Origin of the sequence: Sphingomonas sp., assembly GCF_042096255.1 — a bacterium.
GTDB lineage: Bacteria > Pseudomonadota > Alphaproteobacteria > Sphingomonadales > Sphingomonadaceae > Sphingomonas.
The window spans coordinates 25,346-50,728 of record NZ_JBELLZ010000006.1 but is presented as its reverse complement, the minus strand read 5'-3'; the positions used below and the strand labels follow the sequence as shown (position 1 = coordinate 50,728).

At 69.2% G+C, this 25,383-nt stretch carries 20 protein-coding genes and 1 tRNA gene; 12 read left to right on the top strand and 9 right to left on the bottom strand.

Going from position 1 to position 25,383, the window contains the following annotated elements:
- The first annotated feature begins 56 nt into the window (after positions 1 to 56).
- Genes ACFDTH_RS02300 through ACFDTH_RS02290 form a run of 3 tightly spaced genes read left to right on the top strand, consistent with a single transcriptional unit; the run spans position 57 to position 3,796 of the window.
- Positions 57 to 1,175, top strand: a complete 1,119-nt coding sequence (locus ACFDTH_RS02300; protein ID WP_375285886.1) for a hypothetical protein — start codon at positions 57 to 59, stop codon at positions 1,173 to 1,175.
- Positions 1,176 to 1,185: 10 nt separating this feature from the next.
- Entirely contained in the window at positions 1,186 to 1,923 is a 738-nt protein-coding gene (locus ACFDTH_RS02295) for a hypothetical protein (protein WP_375285885.1), read from the top strand.
- Positions 1,924 to 1,966: 43 nt separating this feature from the next.
- The gene (locus tag ACFDTH_RS02290) at positions 1,967 to 3,796 is read left to right on the top strand and encodes an ABCB family ABC transporter ATP-binding protein/permease (protein WP_375285884.1); all 1,830 of its coding nucleotides are present in this window, start codon (positions 1,967 to 1,969) and stop codon (positions 3,794 to 3,796) included.
- A gap of 113 nt (positions 3,797 to 3,909) precedes the next feature.
- Here the strand turns inward: ACFDTH_RS02290 and ACFDTH_RS02285 are convergent, their stop codons facing one another.
- The 3 genes from ACFDTH_RS02285 to ACFDTH_RS02275 all read right to left on the bottom strand — a co-directional run bounded on the left by ACFDTH_RS02285 (position 3,910) and on the right by ACFDTH_RS02275 (position 6,073).
- On the bottom strand, positions 3,910 to 4,182 hold the full coding sequence (locus ACFDTH_RS02285) for a GNAT family N-acetyltransferase (RefSeq protein ID WP_375285883.1): 273 nt from the start codon (positions 4,180 to 4,182) through the stop codon (positions 3,910 to 3,912).
- A gap of 3 nt (positions 4,183 to 4,185) precedes the next feature.
- Positions 4,186 to 5,487: a DEAD/DEAH box helicase gene (locus ACFDTH_RS02280; protein WP_375285882.1), complete on the bottom strand. Its 1,302-nt coding sequence runs from the start codon at positions 5,485 to 5,487 to the stop codon at positions 4,186 to 4,188.
- A gap of 109 nt (positions 5,488 to 5,596) precedes the next feature.
- The gene (locus ACFDTH_RS02275; RefSeq protein WP_375285881.1) at positions 5,597 to 6,073 is read right to left on the bottom strand and encodes a hypothetical protein; all 477 of its coding nucleotides are present in this window, start codon (positions 6,071 to 6,073) and stop codon (positions 5,597 to 5,599) included.
- A 138-nt stretch (positions 6,074 to 6,211) separates the two neighbouring features.
- Between ACFDTH_RS02275 and ACFDTH_RS02270 the strand changes: the two genes are divergently transcribed.
- Positions 6,212 to 6,565, top strand: coding sequence for a tetratricopeptide repeat protein (locus ACFDTH_RS02270; RefSeq protein ID WP_375285880.1), 354 nt, complete (start codon positions 6,212 to 6,214; stop codon positions 6,563 to 6,565).
- 139 nt (positions 6,566 to 6,704) lie between these two features.
- On the opposite strand, the gene ACFDTH_RS02265 is transcribed toward ACFDTH_RS02270, so the two are convergent.
- Positions 6,705 to 8,726, bottom strand: a complete 2,022-nt coding sequence (locus ACFDTH_RS02265) for a spermidine synthase (RefSeq protein ID WP_375285879.1) — start codon at positions 8,724 to 8,726, stop codon at positions 6,705 to 6,707.
- Between the two features lie 123 nt (positions 8,727 to 8,849).
- Here ACFDTH_RS02265 and ACFDTH_RS02260 point away from each other — a divergent pair, with 123 nt between their 5' ends.
- The gene (locus ACFDTH_RS02260) at positions 8,850 to 10,301 is read left to right on the top strand and encodes an FAD-binding oxidoreductase (RefSeq protein WP_375285878.1); all 1,452 of its coding nucleotides are present in this window, start codon (positions 8,850 to 8,852) and stop codon (positions 10,299 to 10,301) included.
- 54 nt (positions 10,302 to 10,355) lie between these two features.
- Positions 10,356 to 11,123: a SapC family protein gene (locus ACFDTH_RS02255; protein WP_375285877.1), complete on the top strand. Its 768-nt coding sequence runs from the start codon at positions 10,356 to 10,358 to the stop codon at positions 11,121 to 11,123.
- Positions 11,124 to 11,372: 249 nt separating this feature from the next.
- Here ACFDTH_RS02255 and ACFDTH_RS02250 read toward each other — a convergent pair whose 3' ends face one another.
- Positions 11,373 to 12,209 carry an N-formylglutamate amidohydrolase gene (locus tag ACFDTH_RS02250; RefSeq protein WP_375285876.1) on the bottom strand — a complete coding sequence of 279 codons (837 nt, stop codon included), beginning with the start codon at positions 12,207 to 12,209 and terminating at the stop codon, positions 11,373 to 11,375.
- A 107-nt stretch (positions 12,210 to 12,316) separates the two neighbouring features.
- Here ACFDTH_RS02250 and cpdR point away from each other — a divergent pair, with 107 nt between their 5' ends.
- Positions 12,317 to 12,694: a cell cycle two-component system response regulator CpdR gene (gene cpdR / locus ACFDTH_RS02245; RefSeq protein WP_375285875.1), complete on the top strand. Its 378-nt coding sequence runs from the start codon at positions 12,317 to 12,319 to the stop codon at positions 12,692 to 12,694.
- A gap of 50 nt (positions 12,695 to 12,744) precedes the next feature.
- Positions 12,745 to 12,819: transfer RNA gene (locus ACFDTH_RS02240), tRNA-Val, on the top strand.
- A 46-nt stretch (positions 12,820 to 12,865) separates the two neighbouring features.
- Here ACFDTH_RS02240 and ACFDTH_RS02235 read toward each other — a convergent pair.
- Positions 12,866 to 13,483: a TetR/AcrR family transcriptional regulator gene (locus ACFDTH_RS02235; RefSeq protein ID WP_375285874.1), complete on the bottom strand. Its 618-nt coding sequence runs from the start codon at positions 13,481 to 13,483 to the stop codon at positions 12,866 to 12,868.
- Between the two features lie 209 nt (positions 13,484 to 13,692).
- Between ACFDTH_RS02235 and ACFDTH_RS02230 the strand changes: the two genes are divergently transcribed.
- From ACFDTH_RS02230 to ACFDTH_RS02220, 3 genes are read left to right on the top strand one after another with little or no spacing between them, the layout of a single operon-like run.
- Positions 13,693 to 14,877: an efflux RND transporter periplasmic adaptor subunit gene (locus ACFDTH_RS02230; RefSeq protein WP_375285873.1), complete on the top strand. Its 1,185-nt coding sequence runs from the start codon at positions 13,693 to 13,695 to the stop codon at positions 14,875 to 14,877.
- Positions 14,878 to 14,880: 3 nt separating this feature from the next.
- Entirely contained in the window at positions 14,881 to 18,105 is a 3,225-nt protein-coding gene (locus tag ACFDTH_RS02225; protein WP_375285872.1) for an efflux RND transporter permease subunit, read from the top strand.
- Position 18,106: 1 nt separating this feature from the next.
- Positions 18,107 to 19,600, top strand: coding sequence for an efflux transporter outer membrane subunit (locus ACFDTH_RS02220; protein WP_375285871.1), 1,494 nt, complete (start codon positions 18,107 to 18,109; stop codon positions 19,598 to 19,600).
- Positions 19,601 to 19,604: 4 nt separating this feature from the next.
- On the opposite strand, the gene ACFDTH_RS02215 is transcribed toward ACFDTH_RS02220, so the two are convergent.
- The 3 genes from ACFDTH_RS02215 to ACFDTH_RS02205 form a co-directional block, all read right to left on the bottom strand.
- Positions 19,605 to 20,969, bottom strand: a complete 1,365-nt coding sequence (locus ACFDTH_RS02215) for a PepSY-associated TM helix domain-containing protein (RefSeq protein ID WP_375285870.1) — start codon at positions 20,967 to 20,969, stop codon at positions 19,605 to 19,607.
- Between the two features lie 10 nt (positions 20,970 to 20,979).
- Complete coding sequence (locus ACFDTH_RS02210; protein WP_375285869.1) at positions 20,980 to 23,136, bottom strand: TonB-dependent receptor; 2,157 nt, start codon at positions 23,134 to 23,136, stop codon at positions 20,980 to 20,982.
- Between the two features lie 81 nt (positions 23,137 to 23,217).
- On the bottom strand, positions 23,218 to 23,643 hold the full coding sequence (locus tag ACFDTH_RS02205; protein ID WP_375285868.1) for a hypothetical protein: 426 nt from the start codon (positions 23,641 to 23,643) through the stop codon (positions 23,218 to 23,220).
- A 97-nt stretch (positions 23,644 to 23,740) separates the two neighbouring features.
- On the opposite strand from ACFDTH_RS02205, the gene ACFDTH_RS02200 reads away from it, so the two are divergent.
- Entirely contained in the window at positions 23,741 to 25,348 is a 1,608-nt protein-coding gene (locus ACFDTH_RS02200) for an FAD-dependent oxidoreductase (protein WP_375285912.1), read from the top strand.
- The last annotated feature ends 35 nt before the right edge of the window (positions 25,349 to 25,383 follow it).

Genomic DNA, 25,383 nt, shown 5'->3' with positions numbered 1-25,383 from the left:
CTCCCCGGCGCGGGTCCGGTACAAGCAAAGCATCGCAACAACCCAAAAGGTGATGCATGAGCCTGGCCGTCGACAGCGGAACGCAGACCAGCAGGGTCTCCTCGCTTCAGTCCAACCCGCCCGTCGAGCCCGCGCGCGACATCGTTGCCGCCGCGACCGACCCCAAGACCGGGCGGGTTGATACCGAGGCGCTGGGCCAGCAGGTCGCCGATGCCGCGCGCGTCTCGCCCGAAAAGGCGTCGGACGCGTATGCCGCGATCGAAGGCCAGCTAAGCGCGGGCGACCTGTCGCGCTTCCACCAGGACACCACCAAGGCGATGCAGGCCGCGGAGGACCAGGGCACCACCTATTCGGCGACCACGCCGGGCATTGGCGCCGATGTCGGCGGGCGCCGCGTGCTGCGCGACAATCCGATCCTGGAGGTGCAGTGGCGCTCCACCCAGAGCCCGGTGAACGGCAAGTCCGGCTTCTCCGGCCCGCTGGAACGGGCGATGGACCAGGCCGGCATCCGCCACGATTTCGCGGTCAACCCGCCGCCGGCGAACGGCAATCCGGTCAACACCTCCGCCTCCAAGACGCACAACGGCCATGCCGCGCGCGACCAGATCGCCGATCAGCTGCGCCAGGACCCGCGCTATTCCAACGTGCTCAACGAGAAGGACGGCACCATCGTCCGCCAGACCTCGCTGGGCGAGCGGCATGTCGACATCACCGCCACGCGGGCTGGCGCGCGGCCGGAGGACAATGTCCGCGTCGAGATCGAATCGAAGTCCGGCCCGGCAGCGGCGAGCCGCGGGCCCAAGGGCAATCTCGCGCAGGTCGCCAAGGATGGCGAGCGGATCGCCGAGAACGTCAGCATCCGCAACATCGGCGCGGTTGCCGAGGGCGTCGGCAAGGTCGCCCGCCCGGTCGGCGTGGTGGTCGATGCGGTGCAGATCGGCCAGGCGGTGCAGAAGGACGGCGGCACCTTCGGTGAGAACACGCAGCGCGCGACCGGGAGCCTGGTCGGCGGTGCCGCGGGCGCCTGGGGCGGCGCGCAGGCCGGCGCCGCGATCGGCTCGCTGGGCGGGCCGGTCGGCACGGTCGTGGGCGGCGTGGTCGGTGCGGCGGTGGGTGGCATCGTCGGCAGCGGCGTCGGCGAGAAGGCGGTCGACTGGGTGCGCAGCTGGTTCTAAGCCCTAGGCCATGTTCGGCTTCGGCAGGAAGAAGGCGGAAGGGCGGCTGACGGCGTTGTTGGCGGATTATCCCGCCTGGGCGCCGCCGCACCTGGGGCATGTCCTCAAGCTGCCCGACAGCCCCGGTCCGGTGCTGTCGCCCGAGCAGGCGCGCGCGAATTTCGAGGCGTATCGGGATGCGGTGCCGGTGCGGATCGCGGCGCTGCGGCCGGTGCTGGCGGCGCTCGGCTGCGACGTTGACCAAGCCTATGCCGATGCCGCGGCGTTCGTGCGTTGCCTGCACCCGGTGCTGCTCGCCGAACTGCCGCCGCTCTACCGCGCCGACCTGGCCAAGCGCGATGCCTGGGAGCTTTCGCCCCGCAGCGGTGACGTGATCGTGCTGAGCTTCATGGCCGATCTCGCGATGCTGACCGGCGACGTGCTGATCCGCGCCAATCCCGGCATCTTCTGGGGCATGGACCTCGACCCGCGCGACCGCACCAAGTTCGCGCGCTGCCGCCCCAGCCTGATCGGGCTGGGCGACCGGCTGTTCCCGAACCTGCCGCCGCAGGTGTTCTTCCTGGAGGAGGAATGGTTCGGCTATTACGCCAACATGGACGATCCCGCGCGGCTCGCGCTGCCCGAGCCGCCGGCGGGGCAATGGTTCGGCGTGATCGGCGGCATCCTGCCCGAGCGGCTGGAGCGATACCACACGCATCCCGATCTGGAGCGGCTGCGGGGCGAGGGGTGGCTGGTCAAGGCCGCGTGAGCTGCCATTGATTCGCGCCGCCCGCGTCTCGACATAAGACGCAATGTCTCCTGCCGATCCGACCGTGCGGAGCGTCGAGCGGCCCCTGCTGCCGACGCTGCGCCGCTTCCTGCCCTATCTCTGGCCCGCCGACGCGCCGGGCACCCGCGCGCGTGTGGTGCTGGCGATGGCGCTGGTGGTGTCGTCGAAGCTGGTGCAGGTGTTCGCCACGCCGTTCGCGTTGCAGGGCGCGGTGGATGCGATGACTCCGGCAGGGGCGGGTGGCGACCGCTCGCTGGCGACGCTCGCGATCCTGCTGGTGCTCGGCTATGCCGCCGCGCGCTTCGGCACCACTTTGTTCGACAACCTGCGCAACACCGTGTTCGAGAGCGTGGGGCAGGAGGCGACGCGGCGGCTGGCGAGCCAGGTGTTCCGCCACCTTCACCGCCTGTCGCTGCGCTTCCACCTTGAACGGCGCACCGGTGCGGTCACCAAGGTGGTGGAGCGGGGTACCAAGAGCATCGACACGATGCTCTATTTCATCCTGTTCAACATCGCGCCGACCATCCTGGAACTGGCGCTGGTGATCGGCATCTTCTGGACGCGGTTCGGCTGGCCGCTGGTCGCGGCGACGCTGGCGATGGTGACGGTCTACATCTGGTTCACACGCACGGTGACCGACTGGCGCAACGCGCTGCGCGAGCGGATGAACGACCTCGACACCGGCGCGGTGGCGCATGCGGTCGATTCGCTGCTCAACTTCGAGACGGTGAAGTATTTCGGCGCGGAGGAGCGCGAGGGCCGCCGCTACGAGGCGGCGATGGCGGCCTATGCGCAGGCGGCGACCAAGAGCGAGAACAGCCTCGCGTGGCTCAACATCGGCCAGGCGCTGATCACCAACCTGATGATGGGCGCCGGCATGGCCTGGGTCGCCTGGGGCTGGTCGCAAGGCCGCTTCTCGGCGGGTGACGTGGTGCTGGTCTCGACCTTGCTGTCGCAGCTGTTCCGCCCGCTCGACCTGCTCGGCATGGTCTATCGCACCATCCGCCAGGGCGTGCTCGACATGGGCGCGATGTTCGACCTGGTCGATACGCCGAGCGAGGTGGTGGATGCGCCGGGCGCGCGGCCGCTGAGCGTCGGCGCGGCGCACCTGCGGTTCGAGGGCGTGCGTTTCGGTTACGATCCCGAGCGCGAGATCCTGCGCGGCATCGACCTCGACGTGCCGGCGGGATCGACGCTGGCGATCGTCGGGCCGTCAGGCGCGGGCAAGTCGACGATCGCGCGGCTGCTCTATCGCTTCTACGATCTGAACGAGGGCCGGATCACCATCGACGGGCAGGACATCGCGCGGGTGACGCAGGATTCGCTGCGCGCCGCTATCGGCATCGTCCCGCAGGACACGGTGCTGTTCAACGACACGATCGGCTACAATATCGGCTATGGCCGAGAGGGTGCGAGCGACGCCGAGATCGTCCGCGCCGCCGAGGGCGCGGCGATCGCGGAGTTCATCGAGCGGCAGCCGGACGGCTATGCGACGCGCGTCGGCGAGCGGGGCCTGAAGCTGTCGGGCGGGGAGAAGCAGCGCGTGGCGATCGCGCGCACCCTGCTCAAGGACCCGCCGCTCCTGATCCTGGACGAGGCGACCAGCGCGCTCGACAGTCGGACGGAGGGAGAGATCCTCGATACTTTGCGCGACGTGGGGCGCGGGCGCACCACCATCGTCATCGCGCACCGCCTGTCGACAGTGGTGGATGCGGACCGGATCGTGGTCCTGGAGGCGGGACAGGTGCGCGAGAGCGGCACGCATGGCGAACTGCTCCGGCGCGGTGGGCTCTATGCGGAGATGTGGGCGCGGCAGGCGCAGGAGCGGGACGAGGCGCTGGCGGCGGAGTAGGGCTGGGGAGAGCGGATCACCAACATTCGTTCGCCCTGAGCGAAGTCGAAGGGCATGTGGCGACGTTCGCGCTTGTGCTTCGACTACGCTCAGCACGAACGGGGATTGAACAGTTAAGCCGCCGCAATCTCCGCCGCCTCCGGATGCTTCCGCAGGTACGCCGCGACGAACGCGCATTGCGGCACCACCGTCAGCCCCTCACCGCGGACCTGTGCCAGCGCGCCCTCGATCAGCCGCGTGCCGATGCCTTGGCCTTCGAGCTCGCGCGGCACGATCGTGTGGGTGAAGACGATCCGATCGCCCTCGCGGCGGTAGGCGGCGATCGCGGTCTGTCCCTCGACGGTGAGTTCGAACCGATTCTCGGAAGGATTGTCGCGTACCGCCATCGCTCACACCGGGATGGCGACGCTCAGGAAGTCGGGCACCGGGCCGTTCCAGCCGTCGTCGGCAGGCTCGGGCTCGGGCGTGCGCGATCGGGGCGCGCGCGTGTCGGCGCGCGGCGGCTTGACCCGCTCCTCGCGAACCGGCTCGGTGCGCTCGGGCCGGCGCGGCTTCTCAGCCTTGGCGGGCTTGGCCACCTCCAGCCGCGCGATCGTCTGGCCGGTCAGCTTCTCGATATTGGCCACGTTCTCGGCATCGTCGCCCGCCACCAAAGTGTAGGCGACGCCGGTTGCGCCCGCGCGGCCGGTGCGGCCGATGCGGTGGACGTAATCGTCGGGATGCCAGGGCGCATCGAAGTTGAAGACGTGGGACACGCCCTTGATGTCCAGCCCGCGCGCCGCGACGTCGCTGGCGACCAGGATGTTGACATCGCCGGCCTTGAACCGGTCGAGCTCGGCGATGCGCTGCGGCTGTTCCATGTCGCCATGAATTTCGCCCGAGCGGAAGCCGTGGCGCTGGAGGCTCTTGTTGAGCTCACGCACCGTGGTCTTGCGGTTGCAGAAGATGATCGCGGTGCGGACGTCCTCGGCCTGGAGCAGCCCGCGCAGCACCTCGCGCTTGTCGAAGGCGCTGCCCTGCACTGGCACCAGCCATTGCTGAATGTTGGTGTTGGTGGTGGCGGGGCGCGCAACCTCGATCGTCTTGGGATTGGTCAGGAAGCGGTCGGCCAGCTTCTTGATCGGCGCCGGCATGGTCGCGGAGAAGAGCAGGGTCTGCCGGTTGCCCGGCAGCTTGGTGCAGATCTCCTCGATGTCGGGGATGAACCCCATGTCGAGCATCCGGTCCGCCTCGTCGATGACGAGGAGGTTGCAGCCGGTGAGCAGGATCTTGCCGCGCTCGAACAGGTCCTTGAGCCGGCCGGGCGTGGCGATCAGCACGTCCACGCCCTTTTCGAGCGCGGCAACCTGGTCGCCCATCTGCACGCCGCCGATCAGCAGCGCCATCGAGAGCTTGTGATACTTGCCGTACTTCTCGAAATTCTCGGCGACCTGCGCGGCGAGTTCGCGCGTCGGCTCCAGGATCAGGCTGCGCGGCATACGCGCGCGGCTGCGGCCGTGCGCCAGAATGTCGATCATCGGCAGCACGAACGATGCGGTCTTGCCCGTGCCCGTCTGCGCGATGCCGATGATGTCGCGCATCATCAGCACGCTGGGGATGGCGGAGGCCTGGATCGGCGTCGGCTGGTCATAGCCGGTGTCGCCAACCGCGCGGAGAAGTTCGTCAGAAAGGCCGAGATCGGCGAAGCTCATTCGCGATGTCCGAAAGCGCCGGGATCACGAGCGGCCCGATCGCCGCCCGCAAGCCCGAAAGCTGCGGAAAAGTCAAGGATGATGGCGCCCGTCTGCGCCGGAATGCGGCTCAGCGCCGGGCTTCCAGCATGCGGAAGCGCAGGATCGGGCAAGCGGCGCCCGATCGCGCGCGCAGCACGTCACGCCCGCCGCACAGCTGCCCGTCGCGCCCCGGCCGCAGGTAGAAGCCGCCGTAGAAGGACAGGGTGGGGCAGTCCTCGCCGAGCTTCGCCCGCAGGCGTCTGCCGTCAACCAGCATCAGGTCGACGTCGCCCCCGCGCGACACGCCCACTCCGGCGAGCGCCTCCACGGGCACGCAGCGCCGTGCGCGCCGCTCGCTCCACACCGGCGGCGGCGCCGATGCGGGGCCCCCGCGCACGCGCCGCGCCGGGCGCACGCGGATGATCATCCGCTCACGCACGGTGACCTGCGCCAGTTCGATCCCGTCTAGCATGGGTCCGTCGGGCGCAGGGCTTTGCTGCGCGGCGACGAGCGCGGGCGCGGCGGCAAGAAGCGCGAAAGTCCGGTGGACGGGCATAAAGGCCATGCGCCTAGCCGAAGGGGTTGAACCTTCGATGAATTCGCGAGGCCGGGATGCCAAAGCCCTTGCGCGCTGTCACAGAAGTGTCATGATGATGTCATCAAACTGCAACCTCGCGGTGAGATGCAGCAAAGGAGATGGATCATGCGAGCATTCGCCATTCTTGTCGCAGCGGGGCTCGGGCTTGGCCTTCCCGTGCCCGGTTACGCCCAGAGCTATAGCGGCGCCGAACAGATCGCCGGGGGTGACCTTGCCGCCGCCGAACGCGAGATCGCGGAGCAGCGGCGCGTCTTTCCGAACGATCCCGACCTGCTGATCAACCTTGCGCACGTCTACTCCAGGACCGATCGCCTCGCCGAGGCGCGCCGGCTGTACCGTGTCGTGCTCGACCGGCCTGACGAGGACCTGGTGCTGGTGGACGGACGCTCCGCCCCCGCGCATGCGCTGGCGAGCGAGGGGCTGCGGCGCATCGCCACGCAGGTGGTCGCCACGCGCTGACGCCGATGGAGGGAGCGCCGCGCCGCGGGTGACGGGCGGCGCAGCTTCAGCCTGGTGGATGGCCTGCTGTCCGGTGACCGGGGCGCCTGCATCGTCGTGCTCGGTTGGGACGACATCGCGAGCGGAGGCGCCCCTTGGCTCAGGCCGCCCGCACCGCGCCGCGCGGCACCAGCAGGAAGGCAATCAGGTAAAGCAGACCGGTGACGATCAGCAGGTTGGCATAGCCGGTGAACAGCGCCGCATATTCGAGGCACCCGCCCACGATCGCTCCCAGGAGGTTGATCGCAAAAGCCGATTGCGAGTCCGACGAGTCCTGGAAGCGCTTGGCGAACGCCACGTTGGCCAGGAAGATTGGCAGGAAGGCGATGATCGTTGCGGCGATCAGGCGCGGCCAGAAGGACAGGGGCAGCAGCCATTCCGGGCGAATGAACCAGGCCAGCGCCAGTGAGGCGGCGATCCCGGCGAAGACGATCGGCAGTGGCGGCGTCCGGAGCTTGCGCGTGGTCTCCACCGCCGCGATCACCACCACCAGGATGCCAGCGAAGACCAGGGCGTTGACGAACCAGGTGGTGCCGAACAGCAAAGCGAAGGTGGCGACGTTCTTGGTCTCCAGCAGCAGAAAGGCGGCGCCCATGAAGAACAGGTCGGCATAGGGTCGCATCTGGACAAACGGCCCGCCCAGCCGCCGCGCCACCACCACCGAGGTGAGGATGATCGCCAGCAGCGTGATGGCGTAGAAAGGCGGGAAGGAATCGCCGCGGAAATAGAGAAATGGCGCATTGTCCGCCGCGGGCGCGATCATCTCGCCCGCCGGCGTCCAGGGCGTGGCGCAGCGCTGCCCGGCGGGATCCACCGCGACGCTGATCACCGCCTGCGCCCCGGCGAAGGTGTCCACGCAGGGCGCATGGCCGAAGGCGGCGGCGGCGGTGCCGGCCAGCCGGTCGATCAGCCAGGGCTCGCGATAATAATTGTACATCGCGAAGGCGCCGTTCGGCTTCAGGTGCCGGCGAACCGACGCCATCGCCTCGCGGGTGAACAGGAAGGATTCGAGCCGGATCTGCGAGGCGCCGCTGATCAGGGTGAGCGAATCGGGCAATGCGAACAGGATCAGGTCGTATTTGCGGCTTGTGCCTTCCAGAAAGGCGCGGCCGTCGTCGGCATGACGGGTGACGCGCGGATCGGCATACGGCCGGTCCACGTTGCGCTCCGCGCCGATCTGCAGGATGCGCGGGTCGATATCCACCGCGTCTACCCGGCGCGCACCTTTGCGCAACGCGATAGCCACATCCGAACCGGAGCCCGCACCGATAATCAATACGTCCTGAAGTGTGTTGGCAGGCAGCCGCAGATAGGGCGTTTGATAGATGCGCTCGCCCTGCTCCATCTTCCAGCGCGCCGGCGCCATCATCTGGTGGGGCACGCCATTGGCGGTGATCAGCAGAAAGCCTTCCTCCGGGGTGCCGAACTTGGGCTCTGCGGTGGTGGCGATCTTGTAATAGGGTGACCAGCTGATCCCCGGCTTCGTCGATTCGATGGTCAGCACCACCACCAGCGGGATCGCCCAGGCCGCCGCCACCAGCCGCCGTTTCGGATCGGCGAGCAGCAGATAGACGGCGACCGCGATCACGCCCCAGAAGATCGACGGGGCGTGCATCAGGCTGAGCACGGAAAAGGTGATGATGCCGATCAGCGAGCCGATGAGGTCGTAGCGATAGGCCCAGAGGGGCGGCAGCTGGCCGAAGCAGCGGCCGACGATCTCCGCCGGTCCGGCCAGGATCACCGCCACCAGCGCGAAGACCAGCGGCAGCGCCAGCCAGGCGGGCGGGCCGCTCACCTCCAGCGCGGTGAAATAGATCACCTCCGATCCGCTGCGCTCGATGCTGATCGGGAACACCAGCACGCCGATCGCCAGGATGGTGAGCAGCGGCAGCGAGATCGGCAGCACCGACCAGCTCTTGCGGCTGACGAGGAAGCCCGCGCCGATGCCCAGGAACGAGCCGAGCAGGACGAAATTCGAGAAATAGGACAGATGGACGACATTGGCGCCCAGCCAGCGAATCAGCGCCAGCTCCAGGAACAGCATCAGCGCGCTGGCCAGCAGCAGCCGGAAGATGACGGCGCGGCCGCCCTGCGACGCGGCCGTCGCCGTGTCGATCGTCATGTCTTGAGTCACCACTGCCCCCCGTCAAGCAGCAGAACGCCGCCCGCGGCCTCGTTTGCGCGGGAATGGTTAACAGCGATCTAAGCGTTCCGCTTTCGCCCGCTGTGCCGTACCCGTGGTGCCATGACCCCCGCCCAGTCCCGCCTGCTCGATAGCCTTTCCGCGCAGCTTCCCCCGCGTGCGCTGGTCACCGATCCCGTCGATATCGGGCCCTGGCTGACCGACTGGCGCAAGCGCTTCCACGGCGCCGCGCCGCTGCTGATCGAACCCGCTTCGACCGCGGAGGTCGCGGTCGCGGTGAAGGCGGCGGGAGAGGCAGGCGTGCCGCTGGTGCCGCAGGGCGGCAACAGCTCGATGGTCGGCGGCGCCACCCCGCCCGCGGACGGATCGGCGGCAATCCTGTCGCTGCGTCGGATGAACCGGGTGCGCCATGTCGATGCGGACGCGGGGCTGGTGGTCGCGGAAGCGGGGGTGATCCTCCAGCACCTGCACGAGGAAGCGGCCCGGCACGGCCGCCGCTTCCCGCTGACCCTGGGCGCGCGCGGCGTGGCGACGGTGGGCGGGCTGGTCTCCACCAATGCCGGCGGCACGCAGGTGCTGCGCTGGGGCACGATGCGCGGGCTGGTCACGGGGCTGGAGGCGGTGCTGCCCGATGGATCGGTCCATGACGGGCTGGCGCCGTTGAAGAAGGACAATCGCGGTTACGACCTGACGCAGCTGCTGGTCGGCGCAGAGGGGACGCTGGGCGTGGTCACCGCCGCGACGCTGCGGCTGGCGCCGGCGATCGTCGGCCGCGCGGTCGCCTGGGCCGGGGTGGAGAGCCCCGATTCTGCCGCCGCGCTGCTGGCTCGGCTCCAGGCGCGGATGGGGCCGGCGCTGGAAAGCTTCGAGATCCTGCCCGCCGAGTCGCTCGCGGCGGTGCTCGCGCACATCCCCGGCACGCGCGCGCCGATCGACACGCCCGCGCCCTGGCACGTGCTGGTCGAGACGGTGCAGGCCGATGGCGATGCGCTGCCGCCCGCGCCGCTGCTGGAGGCGATCATCGGCGACGCGCTCGCCGCGGGTCTCGTCCACGACGCGACGTTGGCCGCGAGCGAGGCGCAGGCCGAGACGTTCTGGCGCATCCGCGACTCGATCTCGGATGCCGAGCGCGCCACCGGGCCGGCGGTGCAGCACGACATCTCCGTGCCGGTCGCGGCGATGCCACGCTTCATGGTGGAGGCGGCCGCGGCGTGCGACGCGCGCTTCCCCGGCACGCGCGCCAGCGGCTTTGGTCACCTTGGCGACGGCAATGTCCACTTCCACGTCCGCGCGCCCGCGGGTGTCGATCGGACCCGCTGGTATGCCGAGGAGGCGCCGGGGATCACCCGGTTCGTCCATGACCTGGTGGTGGCGGCGGGCGGCTCGATCTCCGCCGAGCACGGCATCGGCCAGATGAAGCTTGGCGAACTGGCGCGGCTCTCCTCGCCCGCGCGGCTCCACGCGTTGCGCGCGATCAAGGCGGCGCTCGATCCCGCCGGGCTGATGAACCCCGGCAAGCTCGTCCCGCTTGCGCCTGTCGACGCATCCGAATAGGGCCGCCCGATCCGGCGCCGGGGGGCGCCGCGACCATTTTTCCGGAGAGTGACGATGGCCAGCGCGCCGCAGCTTCCGCTTTTCTACAACGGCCTGGAGCCGCTTTCGAGCGAGCTGCATCCGAACCACCGCATCCGCCCGCAGCAGACCGCGCCCTTCCTGGTCGGCCAGCACGCGATCCCGCTGACGGTGGAGGAATTCCCGCTGGTCCAGCGCTTCATGCCGATCGTCTTCACCGTCGGCGAACAGGCGATCCCGATCGCGCTGATGGGCCTGAACGAGGGCGTCAACGTCTTCATCGACGAGACCGGCGCGCTGACGGAGGAGAATTTCTACGTCCCCGCCTATGTCCGTCGCTATCCGTTCATGCTCGCCCGGCTGCGTCCTGATGCGACCGAGCTGTCGCTGTGCTTCGACCCGACCTCGCCGATGGTCGGCGCCTTCGAGGACGGCGATGCGCTGTTCGACGGCAACCAGCCCAGCGACGTGACCAAGAACATTCTCCAGTTCAATGAGTCGTTCGAGCAGGCGGGCCAGAAGACCCAGGCGTTCATGAGCGAGCTCAAGGAGCTGGACCTGCTGGAGGACGGCGAGGTCTCGATCCAGCAGGACGGCATCGCCCAGCCGTTCGTCTATCGCGGCTTTCAGATGGTCAACGAGAAGAAGTTGCAGGACCTGCGCGGGGACCAGCTGCGCAAGATCTCGCAGAACGGCATGCTGCCGCTCCTCTATGGACACCTGTTCTCGCTGTCGCTGATGCGCGAGATCTTCGCGCGCCAGGTCAAGCAGGGCAAGCAGCCGCAGCCGCAGCTGGTGAACTGACGCGGCGGCGAGCGCGGGGTACCGCGGCGCGGTTTCCCGTGATCGCCAGCCATCGGAGGGTCGCCGCGGAAAGTCTCCGTCGATTGTCGATCATCGACGGTCTTGCGGAACGCGATCGGCCTTCCTACGTTGTTGTAGTACGGCGCTGTGTCCCCCCTTTCGCAGTGCCGTATGACACGCTCCGGCGTGTCTCCTCCCTGAACCTTGGCCACCTCGGGCGTCTCGCCCGGGGTGGTTTTTTATGCGGAATCACTCGGCCGCGGCCGCCAGCGGGCGGGACAGCGCCTCGTCTGCGAGCGCGGCGATCATCTCGCGGACCAGCGTCGCCACCGTTGCGAGGCCCGGACCCGGCGCGCGCGCCTGCGCATCAAGGTAGCACAGCCGGTCCACTTCCAGCTGAAGGGCATGGACGTCGCCTGCCGGGCGGCCGTGACGATCCAGGATGTGACCGCCGGCATAGGGCGTGTTGATCGCAACGGCGAAGCCGCGCCCGCGCGCCACGCCTTCCGCGCGGGCGACGAACCGTCCGGCGGCGCTGCGGCCGAAGCGGTCGCCGATCACCACCTGCGCCTCGCCGCGGCCCAGCGATGGCATCGAATGCAGGTCGAGCAGCACCGCGGTGCCGAACCGCGCCCGTGCCGCCGCTACGGCATCGGCCAGCGCCGCGTGATAGGGCCGGTGGTCGTCGGTGATGCGCCGGTTCACCTCGGCGGAGGTCAGGCGGCGGCGCCATAGGTCGCCCGCCGCACCCGTGCGGCGGGGGACCAGTCCCAGCCCGCTGCGTACCTTGGCGCTCTCGCCCATGCCGCGGCGGCGCGCGCCCTCGTCCACGTGAGGGTCGCGCTCCTGTTCGTCGCGGTTGAGATCGATCCACGCGCGCGCGCGCCGCTGGATCAGCGCCACCTCGCCGGCGCGCGCGGCCAGCGCCACCGCATCCACGAACCTGTCCTCCAGCGCGACCAGCGCCTCGGCCGGCGCGCGCAGCAGCGCGGCGATCTCGGGCGGATAGTCACGCCCGGCATGCGGCACCGAGAGGATGACGGGGCTCTCCGGCACCGCCGGGCCGATGCGGTCGAAGGCGGGCATCCGTGCCAAACCTATGACGCCACCAACGGTGCGGCAAGCCGGCAGGCGACTGGAAAATGTTAACGGGACCGCGCATAGGGGGTGAGGCTCGCATACGGGGAGTGTCGATGATCCGGATTTTGCTGGCCGAGGACGATCAGGTGATGCGCGAGTATCTCGCGCGCGCGCTCGAACGGTCCGGCTATGCGGTGGTGGCGGTGGACCGGGGCACCGCGGCGCTGCCGTTGGTTGAGGCCGAATCGTTCGACCTGCTGCTGACCGACATCGTGATGCCCGAGATGGACGGGATCGAGCTGGCGCAGCGCGCCGGCGAGATCCGGCCCGAGATGCGGGTTATGTTCATCACCGGCTTCGCCGCGGTCACGCTCAAGGCGGGCAAGGCAATGCCGCAGGCGCGTGTGCTGTCGAAGCCGTTCCATCTGCGCGACCTGGTGATGGAGGTCGATCGCATGTTCGAGATGGAAAGCGCCACCGGCCAGCACTGACGGGCTTGCACGACCGCGCGACCGCCGCTAAGGCCCGCGCTCCCCAGTGTGGGCGTGTAGCTCAGTGGTAGAGCACTGTGTTGACATCGCAGGGGTCGCAAGTTCAATCCTTGCCACGCCCACCATTTTTCCGTCAGCCGATGATCGTCCTGGAGCCTGCCATGAGCCGCCTCAAGGCGCGGCGTGCGTGCGGGCCAGCACATCCAGCTCGCGGTCGAGCAGCTTGGGAATGATCCGTCCTGCAAGGTCGGCGCCTTCGGGATCGAGGACCCGCAGGCTCATCGTGCCCGACCCCATCACCAGGATCAGCTCGGTCAGCGCGGCGACCTCGGCCGCGCGCATCCCGGGGGCGAGCGCGGTCAGCGCCCGGCTGAGGCAGGTCCGCACGCGGGCATGGAGATTCCGGTAGATTTCCGCGACGCGCGGGTTGCGACCCGCCTCCGCCATGATCTCCGTCATCATCCGGCATTCCTCGACTGAACCGTCCTGTTCGCCGAACCGCGCGATCCAGCGCCGGATCGCCGGCAGGTCCCGCGCGTCCACCGCGGCGGCAAGCGCATCCTCCTCCAGCCAGCCGCTCATGTCCTCCTCGCAGATGGCCGCGATGATCGCCTCCTTGCTCTCGAAGTCGCGATAGATCTGCCCAACCCGGATGCCCGAGCGCGCGGCGATCTGGGCGATCCCGGTCTGGTGGAAGCCCTGATCGACGAACAGCACGCGCGCCACATCCAGCAGGTGACGCCGGCGCGTGTCCGCGCGCGCGCCGCGGGATGCTGGTACAGGCCCCACTGTTGTCACCTCGTTTCCCGCTTTCCGCTTGCCAACCGATCCCCACCTGTCTACCGAGCGGCAAAATGTGAGTGAGCGATCACTCCTAAAGTCAGTGGGCGACCTAGGCAAGTCCGCGACGCAAACCTGGGACGAGGGTGTCTGATCAACGCGCGCGACTCGGATGGGTGCCCGCGAAGGCGCAATTTCGAACGACGAACGGACCCGATGTGAGCAGCAAGACGATAACGCCGGGACTGGCCCTCGCGCTCCTCCTCGCCGGATGCGGCGAGTCGCAGCAGCAGCAGGCGCCGCAGGGGCCGCCGCAAGTTTCGGTGGTGACGGTGCGCGAGCAGCCCGTCACGCTGAGTACCGAGCTGCCCGGTCGCACCAGCGCCTATGAAACGTCCGACGTGCGCCCGCAGGTCAACGGGCTGATCCTGGCGCGGCTGTTCCAGGAGGGCGACTATGTGCGCGCCGGCCAGCCGCTCTATCGCATCGATCCCGCGCCCTACCAGGCACAGGTGGCGAGCGCGCGTGCCGCGGTGACCCGCGCTCGCGCGGCGATCGCCTCCACCGCCGCGCTCGCCCGCCGGTATGGCGAGCTGGTCCGGATCAACGCGATCTCGCGTCAGGAGGCGGAGAATGCCGTCACCGGCGCGCAGCAGGCGCAGGCGGATGTTGCCGCGCAGCAGGCGGCGCTGCGCAACGCGCAGATCGACCTTGCCCGCACCACCATCCGCGCGCCGATCAGCGGGCGGATCGGCCGCTCAGCTTTCACGACCGGTGCCCTCGTCAGCGCCGCGCAGGCCGATCCGCTGACCACCATCCAGCGGCTCGACCCGATCTTCGTCGACATCCAGCAGTCGAGCGCGGACGTGCTCAACCTGCGCCAGCAGATCATGGCGGGCGACCTGTCGCGCGGCAGCGGCGCGGCGCGGGTGCGGCTGAAGCTGGAGAACGGCAGTACCTATCCCGCCGAGGGCACCCTGCGCTTCACCGACGTGACGGTGGACCCGGCGACGGGCAGCCAGGTGATCCGCGCGGTCTTCCCGAACAAGCAGGGCCTGCTGCTGCCCGGCATGTATGCCCGCGCCGAGATGATCGAAGGCACCAAGTCCAACGGCCTGCTGGTGCCGCAGCGCGCGGTGACGCGCGACGAGAAGGGCAATCCCAGCGTGCTGGTGGTGGGCCAGGACGGCAAGCTCCAGCCGCGCCAGCTCACCGCGCCGCGCACGATCGGCCAGAACTGGCTGGTCACCGCGGGGCTCAAGCCCGGCGACAAGGTCGTGGTCGAGGGCGCGATGATGCTCCAGCCGGGCACCCCGGTGAAGGCCGTGCCCTACAATCCGAACCGGCCGCAGGGCCAGGCGCAGGCACAGCCGACCGGTCAGGCCCAGGCGCAGGCGAAGTAACCCATGTCCCGCTATTTCATCGACCGGCCCATCTTCGCATGGGTCATCGCCATCGTGCTGATGCTTGCGGGCCTCATCGCGATCCGCAGCCTGCCGATCGCGCAGTTCCCCGAGATTGCGCCGCCCGCCGTGGCGATCTCCGCCACCTATCCGGGCGCCGATGCGGAAACGCTGGAGCGCACCACGACTCAGGTGATCGAGCAGCAGCTGAAGGGCATCGACAACCTGCGCTACTTCTCGTCCACCTCGTCCTCCGCGGGCGTGGTGACGATCACCCTCACCTTCGAGCAGGGCACCGACCCTGACATCGCGCAGGTGCAGGTGCAGAACAAGCTGCAGGCGGCCACCCCGCTGCTGCCGCAGGAAGTCCAGCGCCAGGGCCTGGTGGTCAACAAGTCGTCGGCCGCGTTCCTGATGTTCGTCGGCGTGTATTCGACCGATGCGTCGCACGACTCGATCGACTTGTCCGACATCGTCGCCTCGCGCTTCCAGGACCCGATCAGTCGCGTGAACGGGGTCGGCGAGACCCAGGTGTTCGGCTCGCAATATGCGATGCGCATCTGGATCGATCCGCTCAAGCTCAACAGCTACCAGCTCACCGTGTCCGACGTGACCGCCGCGGTGCAGGCGCAGAACGTCCAGGTCTCGGCCGGCCAGGTCGGTGCGCAGCCCGCGCCGCGCGAGCAGATGCTCAACGCCACCGTTTCGGTCCAGTCGCGCCTCCAGACGCCGGAGGAGTTCGGCAACATCCGGCTCAAGACCGATGCGTCCGGCGCCGTGGTCCGGCTGCGCGACGTGGCGCGCGTCCGGCTCGGTGCCGAGAACTACGCGTTCACCAGCGAGTATAACGGTAAGCCCGCGTCCGGCATCGCCATCCGTCTCGCGCCGGGCGCCAATGCGCTCGACACGGTGACGGAGGTCAAGGCCGCCGCCGATGAGATCGGCAAGGGTCTGCCCGCCGATGTGAAGGTGATCTACCCGTACGATACCTCGCCGTTCGTCCGCTTGTCGGTCGAGCAGGTGGTGCACACGCTGGTCGAGGCGGTGATCCTCGTTTTCCTGGTGATGTTCCTGTTCCTGCAGAACTGGCGTGCCACCATCATCCCCACGCTCGCGGTCCCGGTCGTGCTGCTCGGCACCTTCGCGATCCTCGCCCTTGCCGGCTATTCGATCAACACGCTGACCCTGTTCGGCATGGTGCTGGCGATCGGCCTGCTGGTCGATGACGCGATCGTCGTGGTCGAGAACGTCGAGCGCCTGATCCAGACCGAGCATCTTTCTCCCAAGGAGGCGGCGCGCAAGTCGATGGACGAGATCACCGGCGCGCTGGTCGGCATCGCGCTGGTGCTCTCGGCGGTGTTCCTGCCGATGGCGTTCTTCGGCGGCTCGACAGGCGTGATCTATCGCCAGTTCTCGATCACCATCGTCTCCGCGATGGTCCTGTCGATCATGGTCGCGCTGATCCTCACGCCGGCCCTGTGCGCTACCATCCTCAAGCCGCATGATCCCGACAAGCACGAGCGCCGCGGCTTCTTCGCACCCGTTCTGCGCCTGTCCGACCGCTTCTTCGCCTGGTTCAACGACCGGTTCGAACGCGGCACCAACCGGTACGAGGGCGCGGTCAAGACGACGGCGCGCAGCTGGAAGCGTTCGGCGCTGGTCTATGTGCTGATCGCCGGCGTGATGGGCTTCACCTTCCTGCGCCTGCCCTCGGGCTTCCTGCCGGACGAGGATCAGGGCGTGCTGTTCACGCTGGTGCAGACTCCGCCGGGCGCCAGCACCACGCGCACCGATCAGGCGCTCGCCCAGGTGCGCGATCACTTCCTCAAGAAGGAAGGCGCCAACGTCAAAGGCGTGTACACGGTCAGCGGCTTCTCCTTCGCCGGGCAGGGGCAGAACGCGGGCATCGCCTTCGTCCTCCTCAACGACTGGGAGAATCGCGAGGGTGCGGAGAACCGCGCGCCCGCCATCCTGGGCCGCGCCATGGGAGCGTTCGGCGCCTTCAAGGACGGCATGATCTTCGCGCTGTCGCCGCCGGCGGTGCAGGAACTGGGCAACGCCACCGGCTTCGACCTGCAACTGGTCGATACCGGCGGCGTCGGCCATGACGGGCTAGTCCAGCGCCAGAACATGCTGCTGGGCATGTCCATGCAGGAGAAGCGGGTTGCGGGCGTGCGTCCGCTCAGCCTTTCCGATGCGCCGCAGCTCAAGGTCGATATCGATCAGGACAAGGCGCGCGCGCTCGGCATGGACCTGGCCGAGGTGAACAACACCATCGCCACCGCCTGGGGTGGAAGCTACGTCAACGATTTCATCGATCGCGGTCGCGTCAAGCGCGTCTATGTCCAGGCCGACACGCCATACCGCATGTCGCCGGACTCGATCGGGGACCTCTATGTGCGCGGCAGCACAGGGGCGATGGCGCCGTTCGACGCCTTCTCCACCCAGCGCTGGCTCAACGCGCCGGTGGCGCTGGGCCGCTACAATGGCCAGCCCGCGATGCAGATCCAGGGCGCGCCGGGACCGGGCGTCAGCACCGGTACCGCAATGGAAGCGATGACGGAGATGCACGGCAAGCTGCCGCCCGGCACTGCGCTCGAATGGACGGGCCTCTCCTATGAGGAGCAGCTTTCCGGTGGCCAGGCGCCGGCGCTCTACGCCTTGTCGCTGCTGATCGTCTTCCTGTGTCTCGCCGCGCTGTATGAAAGCTGGTCGGTGCCGATCGCGGTGATGCTGGTGGTGCCGTTGGGCGTGCTGGGCGCGGTGCTTGCCGCGTGGCTGACCGGGCTCAACAACGACATCTACCTCCAGGTCGGCCTGATCACCACGATCGGCGTGTCCGCGAAGAACGCCATCCTTATCGTGGAGTTCGCCGAGGAACGGGTGCGCAGCGGCATGAACGCCTTTGATGCGGCGGTGGAAGCGGCGCGTCTGCGCCTCCGCCCGATCCTGATGACCAGTCTCGCCTTCGTTTTCGGCGTGTTGCCGCTGGCGATCTCGACCGGCGCGGGCGCGGGCGGACAGAATGCGATCGGGCGCGCGGTGGTGGGCGGCATGCTTTCCGCGACCGTGCTGGCGATCTTCTTCGTCCCGATGTTCTTCGTGGTGGTCGCGCGGCTGTTCGGCCACGGCCAGGATGATCATCCCAGCGCCAACGAGGATGTCGCGCCGCGCGCCGGCGACGACCGCACCTTCTCCGATGGCGGCGCCAAGCCGCAGGGAGCATAAGATGACCAAGGCGATGATCGCCGTTCTGGCCGGCGCGACCATGCTCGCCGGCTGCAACCTGGCGCCCAAGTACGTGCGCCCCGCCGGTGCCGCACCCGCGACCCTGCCGCAGGGCGGGATCTATCCATCCGCCCCCACCGATGCGCCCGACGTGAGCAAGATCGGCTGGCGAGACTTCTTCCTCGATTCCCGGCTGCGGCAGGTGATCGAGACCGGGCTCGCCAACAATCGCGACCTGCGCATCGCCGCGGGCAACGTCCTCCAGGCGCGTGCGCAGCTGCGCGCCCAGCGTGCGGACCTGGTGCCGACCACCGCGATCACCGGCTCCGCCACCTACACCAACAACCTGTTCGGCGCTGCCGGCGGGGCTGCGGGTGGAACGGGGACGGGCACCGGCGGCGGCACCGGCACGGGTGGCGGAACCGGCGTGGGCACCGGCGCGGGTGTCGGCGGCAGCAGCAGCTCCAACCTCGAATTCTACTCGGTCAACGCCGGCTTCTCCGCCTTCGAGCTCGACCTGTTCGGCCGCGTCCGCAATCTCACCCGCGCCGCGCAGGAGCAGGTGTTCGCTAGCGAGGAGGCGCAGCGCTCCGCCCGGATCAGCCTGATCGCAGAGATCGCCACCGCCTGGCTGACGATGGCGTCCGACCAGGAGCAGCTCCGCGTCGCGCGCCAGACGCTCGACACGTTCAAGCAGACTTTGGACCTCACCACCGCGCAGTTCCGCATCGGCGTCGGCTCCGAGCTGGAGGTGCGCCAAGCGGAGACCAGCTACCAGGCGGCGCGCAACGATATCGCCGCGCTGGAAACCCAGATCGCGCGCGACCAGAACGCGCTCAACCTGCTGGTCGGCACCACCGTTCCGCAGGACCAGCTTCCCGCCGAGCTTGGCACCGATGCCAAGACGCGCGATGCGCTGCCCGGCGACCTTTCGTCCGAGGTGCTGCTGCGTCGCCCGGACGTGCTGCGCGCCGAGCATCTGCTGATCGCGGAGAATGCCAACATCGGCGCGGCGCGCGCGGCGTTCTTCCCAACCATCTCGCTGACAGCGACGATCGGCACGATCGGCACCGCACTGTCCAACCTCTTCGCCGGCGGCAGCTTCACCTACAATGGTGCGCCGGGCGTCTCGCTGCCTTTGTTCGACGGCGGGCGGAACCGCGGCAACCTGGAATATGCCCGCGCCTCGCAGAAGGTGGCGGTGGCGACCTATGAGCAGGCGATCCAGACTGCGTTCCGCGAGGTCGCCGATGCGCTGGCGCAGCGCGGCAAGATCGGCGAGCAGATCGAGGCGCAAGGCTCCCGCGCCAACGCCGCACGGGTCGCCGCGCGCCTCTCCGAAGCCCGCTTCCGCGCCGGCGTCGATTCGTTCCTGACCACGCTCGACGCGCAGCGCACGGCCTATGCTGCCGAGCAGCAGCTGGTGACGACGCGGCTCACCCAGGCGAGCAACCTCGTCGAACTGTACCGCTCGCTGGGCGGCGGGCTGGAGTGACCGGTCAGGCGGGGGTGGGCGTCAGGCGCCGCACCCCCTGATCGGCCAGCAGCACGGCGACCAGCGACAGGCCGAACAGCGGCATCGCCAGCGCCGCCACGATCAGCACCGCCGCCACGCCGCGCAGCCGCGCGCCGGGAATCGCGCGCGGCGCGCCGATCGTGCCGGCCGGCCGCCGCTTCCACCACATCGCCGCGCCGCTGATCACCAGCACCCAGATGGCGATGCACGGCAGCAGCATCAGCAGCTGGTTCGCGCGGCCGAAATAATTGCCCATGTGGATCGCCACGCCCAGTTCGATCGCCCGGCCCGCCACGCCATAATCGGCGAAGCGCACCTCCGGGCCGATCATCCGGAAGCGGTAGCGATCGACGTAGATCGTGCGCTGCCCCTCGGGCCGATCGGGATAGGTGAAGGCGGTGTACACGCCGTCGGGCGTGCCGGGCAGGAACAGGCGATATCCGTTCGCCATGCCGCGACGGGCGAGTAGTGCGGTGACCCGGTCGATCCCGGCAATCGCGGTGGCATCGTCGGTGGTGGGCGGCGCTTCATGCCCGGCATGGCCGGCGTGGCCGGCGTGCGCGGAACGCGGCATCGGCGCGGCCTCCAGCGTCCACGGCGCCTCGCCCGTAGCCGCCTTCATCGGCACGCTGTCGGGCGCCCCGTGCGTGCGATAGGAAGCCGGATAGCCTACACCTGCTGCGGCGGTGACGCGCTGGAGCACGTCGCCCTGCATCCCCGCCCAGGGCAGGCCGGTGACGACCAGGAAGGCGATAAGCGCTGCCGTCCATACGCCGACCGGACCGTGCAGGGCGCGCCAGAACCGGCGTCCCTCAAGCGACAGGTCCGGCCACAGCACACCCGCCGCGCGCCATCGCCCGCGCGGCCACCACAGGATCAGCCCGGTGGCGAGCAGCACTAGCGTCCAGCATGCCGCCAGTTCGACGATCCGGTCGCCGACCGTGCCGATGGCGAGCGAGGCGTGCAGCGCCTCCGCCCAGCCGACCAAAGTATCCCCCGCGACCAGGCTGCCGAGCACGCGCCCGCTGCCCGGATCGACATGTACCTGCCGCATGGGACCGGCCCTCGGCGCGACGAACACCACCGCGGCCCGGTTGCGCTCGGCAGGCAGGTCCACCCGCGACACCGCACCGGGCTGCGCGGCCAGAGCCGATCGCACCATTGCCGAAACCGGCACCGTGTCGCGATGTGGCGGTACGAAGCGCAGCTCGGCGTAGAGCGCGTCGTTGATCTCGGTATTGAACAGGTAGATCGCGCCGGTGAGGCTGAGGACCAGCAGCACCGGCGCGACGATCAGTCCGGCCCAGAAGTGCCAGCGCCAGATTGTGCGGTGAAAGGCGATGTCCATGCGTCGCCCCTCAGAACCGCGTCGCCAGCGAAATCTCGAAGGATCGCGGCGCGCCGATATAGATGTTTGTGGAGGGGTAGCCCGAATATTCGCCGTAGAAGGCATCGGTCAGGTTGCGCCCGCGCAAGGTGAGCGTCGCTTCCGGCACGAACCGCCAGCCTAAGCTCGCATCGAGCACCGTATGCCCGGCGACGCGGATGGTGTTGGCGGTATCGGTGTAGAAGCTGCTGGCATGGCGGAGGAAGCCGCCCAAAGTCACCGCCTCGCCGATTGCATAAAGCGCGGAGGCGTTGACTGTGGTCGACGGCACGTTGATCGGCCGGTTGCCCGCCCGGTCCACCCGCACCCCGCCGATATTCTCGCCAAGCTCGTCGTAACGTGCGTCGGTATAGGAGACGCCGCCCGACAGCCGCAGCGCGCGCACCGGCGCCACCACCGCGGACAGCTCTGCCCCCTGCGAGGATTGCCGCCCCCCCTGCACCGACAGCGACGGATTGGCGGGATCGCGCGTCAATATGTCCTTCTGCTCGATCCGGTAGAGTGCGCCGGTGATGCTGAACCGCCCGCCCGCGCCGCTCGCCTTGAACCCCGCCTCATACGCGCGGCCGCTGGTCAGCCGGAAGCGGGTGTTGGCGATCGAGGCGAGGAGGATCGACGACACCGGCGACACCGCAGTGGTATATTGCGCGTAGAGCGTCAGCCCCGGCGAGACATCGAAGGTGGTGCCCGCCCGCCACGACACCGGATCAGAGGTCGGCGCATTGCGGTCCACCGCGCCGGTCGCGTTGCTCACCGTCGCCCGGTCGAGGTCTATGTGATCCCAGCGCGCGCCGGCGACCAGCAGCCATTTCGGTGTCAGGTTGAGCGCGTCCTCCGCGAAGACCGAGGTCTGGTTCAGCTTGGAGCGGAAGGTCACGTCTAGTGCGGTGAACGGCCCGTCTGGCACCGGGAAGGGCGCCGGATCGAGCGCGTCGACCGGCGGCAGCGTGCCGGTCTGCTGGCGCAGCGTCTCGAATTGGGTATGGTTGTGCTCCACGCCCAGGCTGAAGCGGTTGCGCAGCCCGCCGATCCGTGTGTCGCTGCCGATCGTGCCGCGCGCGTTCCAGAAGCGGTGGTCGTGGCGGAAGTCCTGGAAGCTCTGGCGGAAGCTGCCGTTCGGGAAGGTCGCGTCGGGCGCGACGAAGGTCTGCCCGTCGGTGAGCACAAAGGCGCGGTCGGCGGTATAGCCGGTCAGGTCGAGCGCGAAGGTCCAGCCGCCGCCCATCCGCCAGTCCAGCCGCGAGCGGAGCGTTGTCTCGTCGGCACCCGAGTAGCCGCCTTGCGGATTGTAGTTCTTCCGCCGCAGCGCCTTGTCGGCGACCAGCCCCGCGGCGCTTTCCACCGCATCGCTGGGGTCGCGCGCGAAGGCGGCGGGAATCAGCGGCAGGCCCTGGTAGGTTGCCTCGTAACGGTCCTCGAAATGCTCCACCGCCAACAGCAGCGACAGATCCGCGCTCGGCCGGAACAGCGCGCTCGCGGTCAGTCCGGCGGAAAAGGTGGCGTTGTTCTCGACATCGTACAGGCTGTCGGATCGCTGGTAGCTCGCGTCCGCGCGCACCGCGATCGTTGCGGACACCGGCAGGTTCACCCCCGCGCCCGCGAACACCGTGTCGAAGCTGCCGGCGGAGACCAGCCCGTCGAGGTGCCGCTCGCCCAGCACCGGTTTGCGCGTCACCTTGTTGATCACGCCCGCCAGCGCGCCCTCGCCGTACATCACCGAGGCGGGGCCCTTCAGCACCTCGATCCGGTCATAATGCCAGCTGTTGGTGTCGCGCTGTACCACCGTGGAGGTGGAGATGCGGACGCCGTCCTGCAGGATCGACACGGTGTTGCCGGAAAAACCGCGCAGCGACACCACCGCGGGATTGCCCGGCACATTGCCCGCGATCGCGCCGACCACGTCGTTGAACGCCTCGCGCGCGGTGCGCAGGCCGCGGAGTTGCAGCTCGGTCTGGGTCAGCACCTCGACGCTGGCGGGCGTCTCGCGCACGGTGACCGGCAGGCGGCTGCCCGCGTCCGTTGCCGTATCGAGGCGTAGCGGGTCGCGCTGACCGATCACCGTCACCTCTTGGGCGAGGCACGGCGTCGTGACGGCCGCGCATGCCGCGGCCGCAAGATATATTTTCATGATAGCCCCTTCGGCCGACGCGAGGGGTCCGCGCCGGCGATCATTCCGTTTGCCTGGGGCGGGCAGCGCCCGCCGGCGGGGTCAGATCAGGGCAGGGGGCGCGCGTAGCGGCGGCCGCAGGTGCGCCGCGGCCTGGAGGCGGAGGAACGGGCGAAAGAAGAAGGCAGCGGCGACGAGGAACGCGATCGCGCTCGCCAGCAGCACCGGATCGGCTGCGCCCAGCAGCGGCACCGCCAGGTCGGCGAAGGCGCAGCCTTTGGGCGCATCGGTGCCATGGTCGCCATGGTCGGGCGCGGAGGCGGCGTGGTGCATCGCTGCATGGCCGCCATGCGCCCGAACCGCCGGAGGCAGCGGCGCTGCGCCGCCGCACAGCATCAGTCGCACGCCGCCGTTCGTCTGCATCGGCATGAAGCCCGCCGGCACCGCGACGCGCAGCACCAGCGCCGCGCAGAGCAGCAGCGCGGCGAGCCAGGAATGCTGCCGGATCACGGAGCGGAGCGGCGTCACACCCGCCGCATAGGCGCGCCGATCGCCCGTGTCACGGCATTGCCGCGGCGCATCATGCCGGGCAAACCGGGGCGACCGGGGAAAGGGAATCGCCTGCATAGAATCGATCGGCCGGGATCTGCGCGAGATGCAGCGCGTGCCTCTCGCACCCGCACATGTGGCGGCGATCCGCGACGCCGGCACGGTCGTGAACTATCCCGCGGGGACCTTGCTGGTCCGCCTCGGCGATCGGGTCGACCGCTTCGTCTATGTCGAAGAAGGCGAGATCGAGGTCGTCGACCCGCTTACCGATGCGCGGCGCGTGCCCTCGACACTGGGGCCGACCCAGTTCATGGCGGAGATCTCGTTTCTTAGCGGCGGCAGCTGGTCGATGCCGATGCGGGCCGCGCGCGACACGCGGGTGATCGAGGTGCCGCGCGCCGAGATGCTGGCGCTGATGGCGCGGGTGCCCGAGATGTCGGACATCATCATCACCGTGCTCGCCGCCCGCCGCCGCCGCCAGATCGACTCGGGCGACGGCGTGCTGGTGCTGCTGGGCGAAGAGGTGGACCGGGGCGTCCGCCGCATCGCCGATTTCGCCGGGCGCAACCGGTTGCCGTTCAGTTCCTATCCGCTCGGCAGCGCCGAGGCCGAAGCGGTGGCGGCGAGCTGCGCGGTGCCGGCCGGCACGCCAGCGGTGGTGTTCGGACGCGAGGCGATCACCGATCCGACCAGCGACACGATCGCGCGCCTGTTCGGCCTCAACCGCGACTTCCTCGACGACGAGACCGTGGACGTGCTGATCGTCGGCGGCGGGCCCGCCGGCGTCGCCGCCGCGGTCTATGCCGGCGCCGAGGGGCTCTCCGCCCTTGTGGTGGAGGATTGCGCGATCGGCGGCCAGGCGGGCACGTCCAGCCGGATCGAGAATTACATGGGCTTTCCCACCGGCATCTCGGGCGCGGACCTCGTCTGGCGCGGTGAGGTGCAGGCGATGAAGTTCGGCACCCGTTTCGCCATGCCGCGCCGCGTTGCCCGGCTGGACGAGCTGGAGGACGCCAGCTTCTGCGCCACCTTCGACAACGGGCAGCGCGTCCGCGCCCGCGCGGTGGTGGTGGCGACCGGCGTCCAGTATCGCCGGCTGCCGATCGAGCGGCTGGCCGACTTCGAGGGCGCCGGCGTCTATTATGCCGCCACCGAGACCGAGGCGCGCTATTGCCGCGAGGCGGAGGCGGTGGTGATCGGCGGGGGGAATTCCGCTGGCCAGGCCGCGATGTACCTCAGCCGCGCCGCCCGCCACGTCCGCCTGGTGGTGCGCGGCGACACGCTGGCGACCTCGATGTCGCACTATCTGTCCAGCCGGCTGGAGGCCGATCCCGCAGTCAGCATCGACTATGGCACCCAGGTCACCGCACTGCATGGCGGCGAGGGACTGGAGGCGGTGACGCTGTGCGGCCCCGATGGCGAGCGGCGGATCGACACCTGCGCGCTGTTCGTCATGGTCGGCGCGGCGCCCAACACCGGCTGGCTCTCCGGCCTTGTGGCGCTCGATGACAAAGGCTTCGTCAGGACCGGCGACGCCGCGGGCGCCGACTCTCCCTATGCAACCTCGCACCCCGGCATCTTCGCGGTGGGCGACGTGCGCGCCGGCTCGGTCAAGCGCGTCGCCTCCGCGGTGGGGGAGGGCTCGGTGGTGATCTCCAAGGTCTGGGATTTCGTGAGGAGCTAGGCGTTTAATGTTCGGGGCATGCCGCTCCCGGCAGC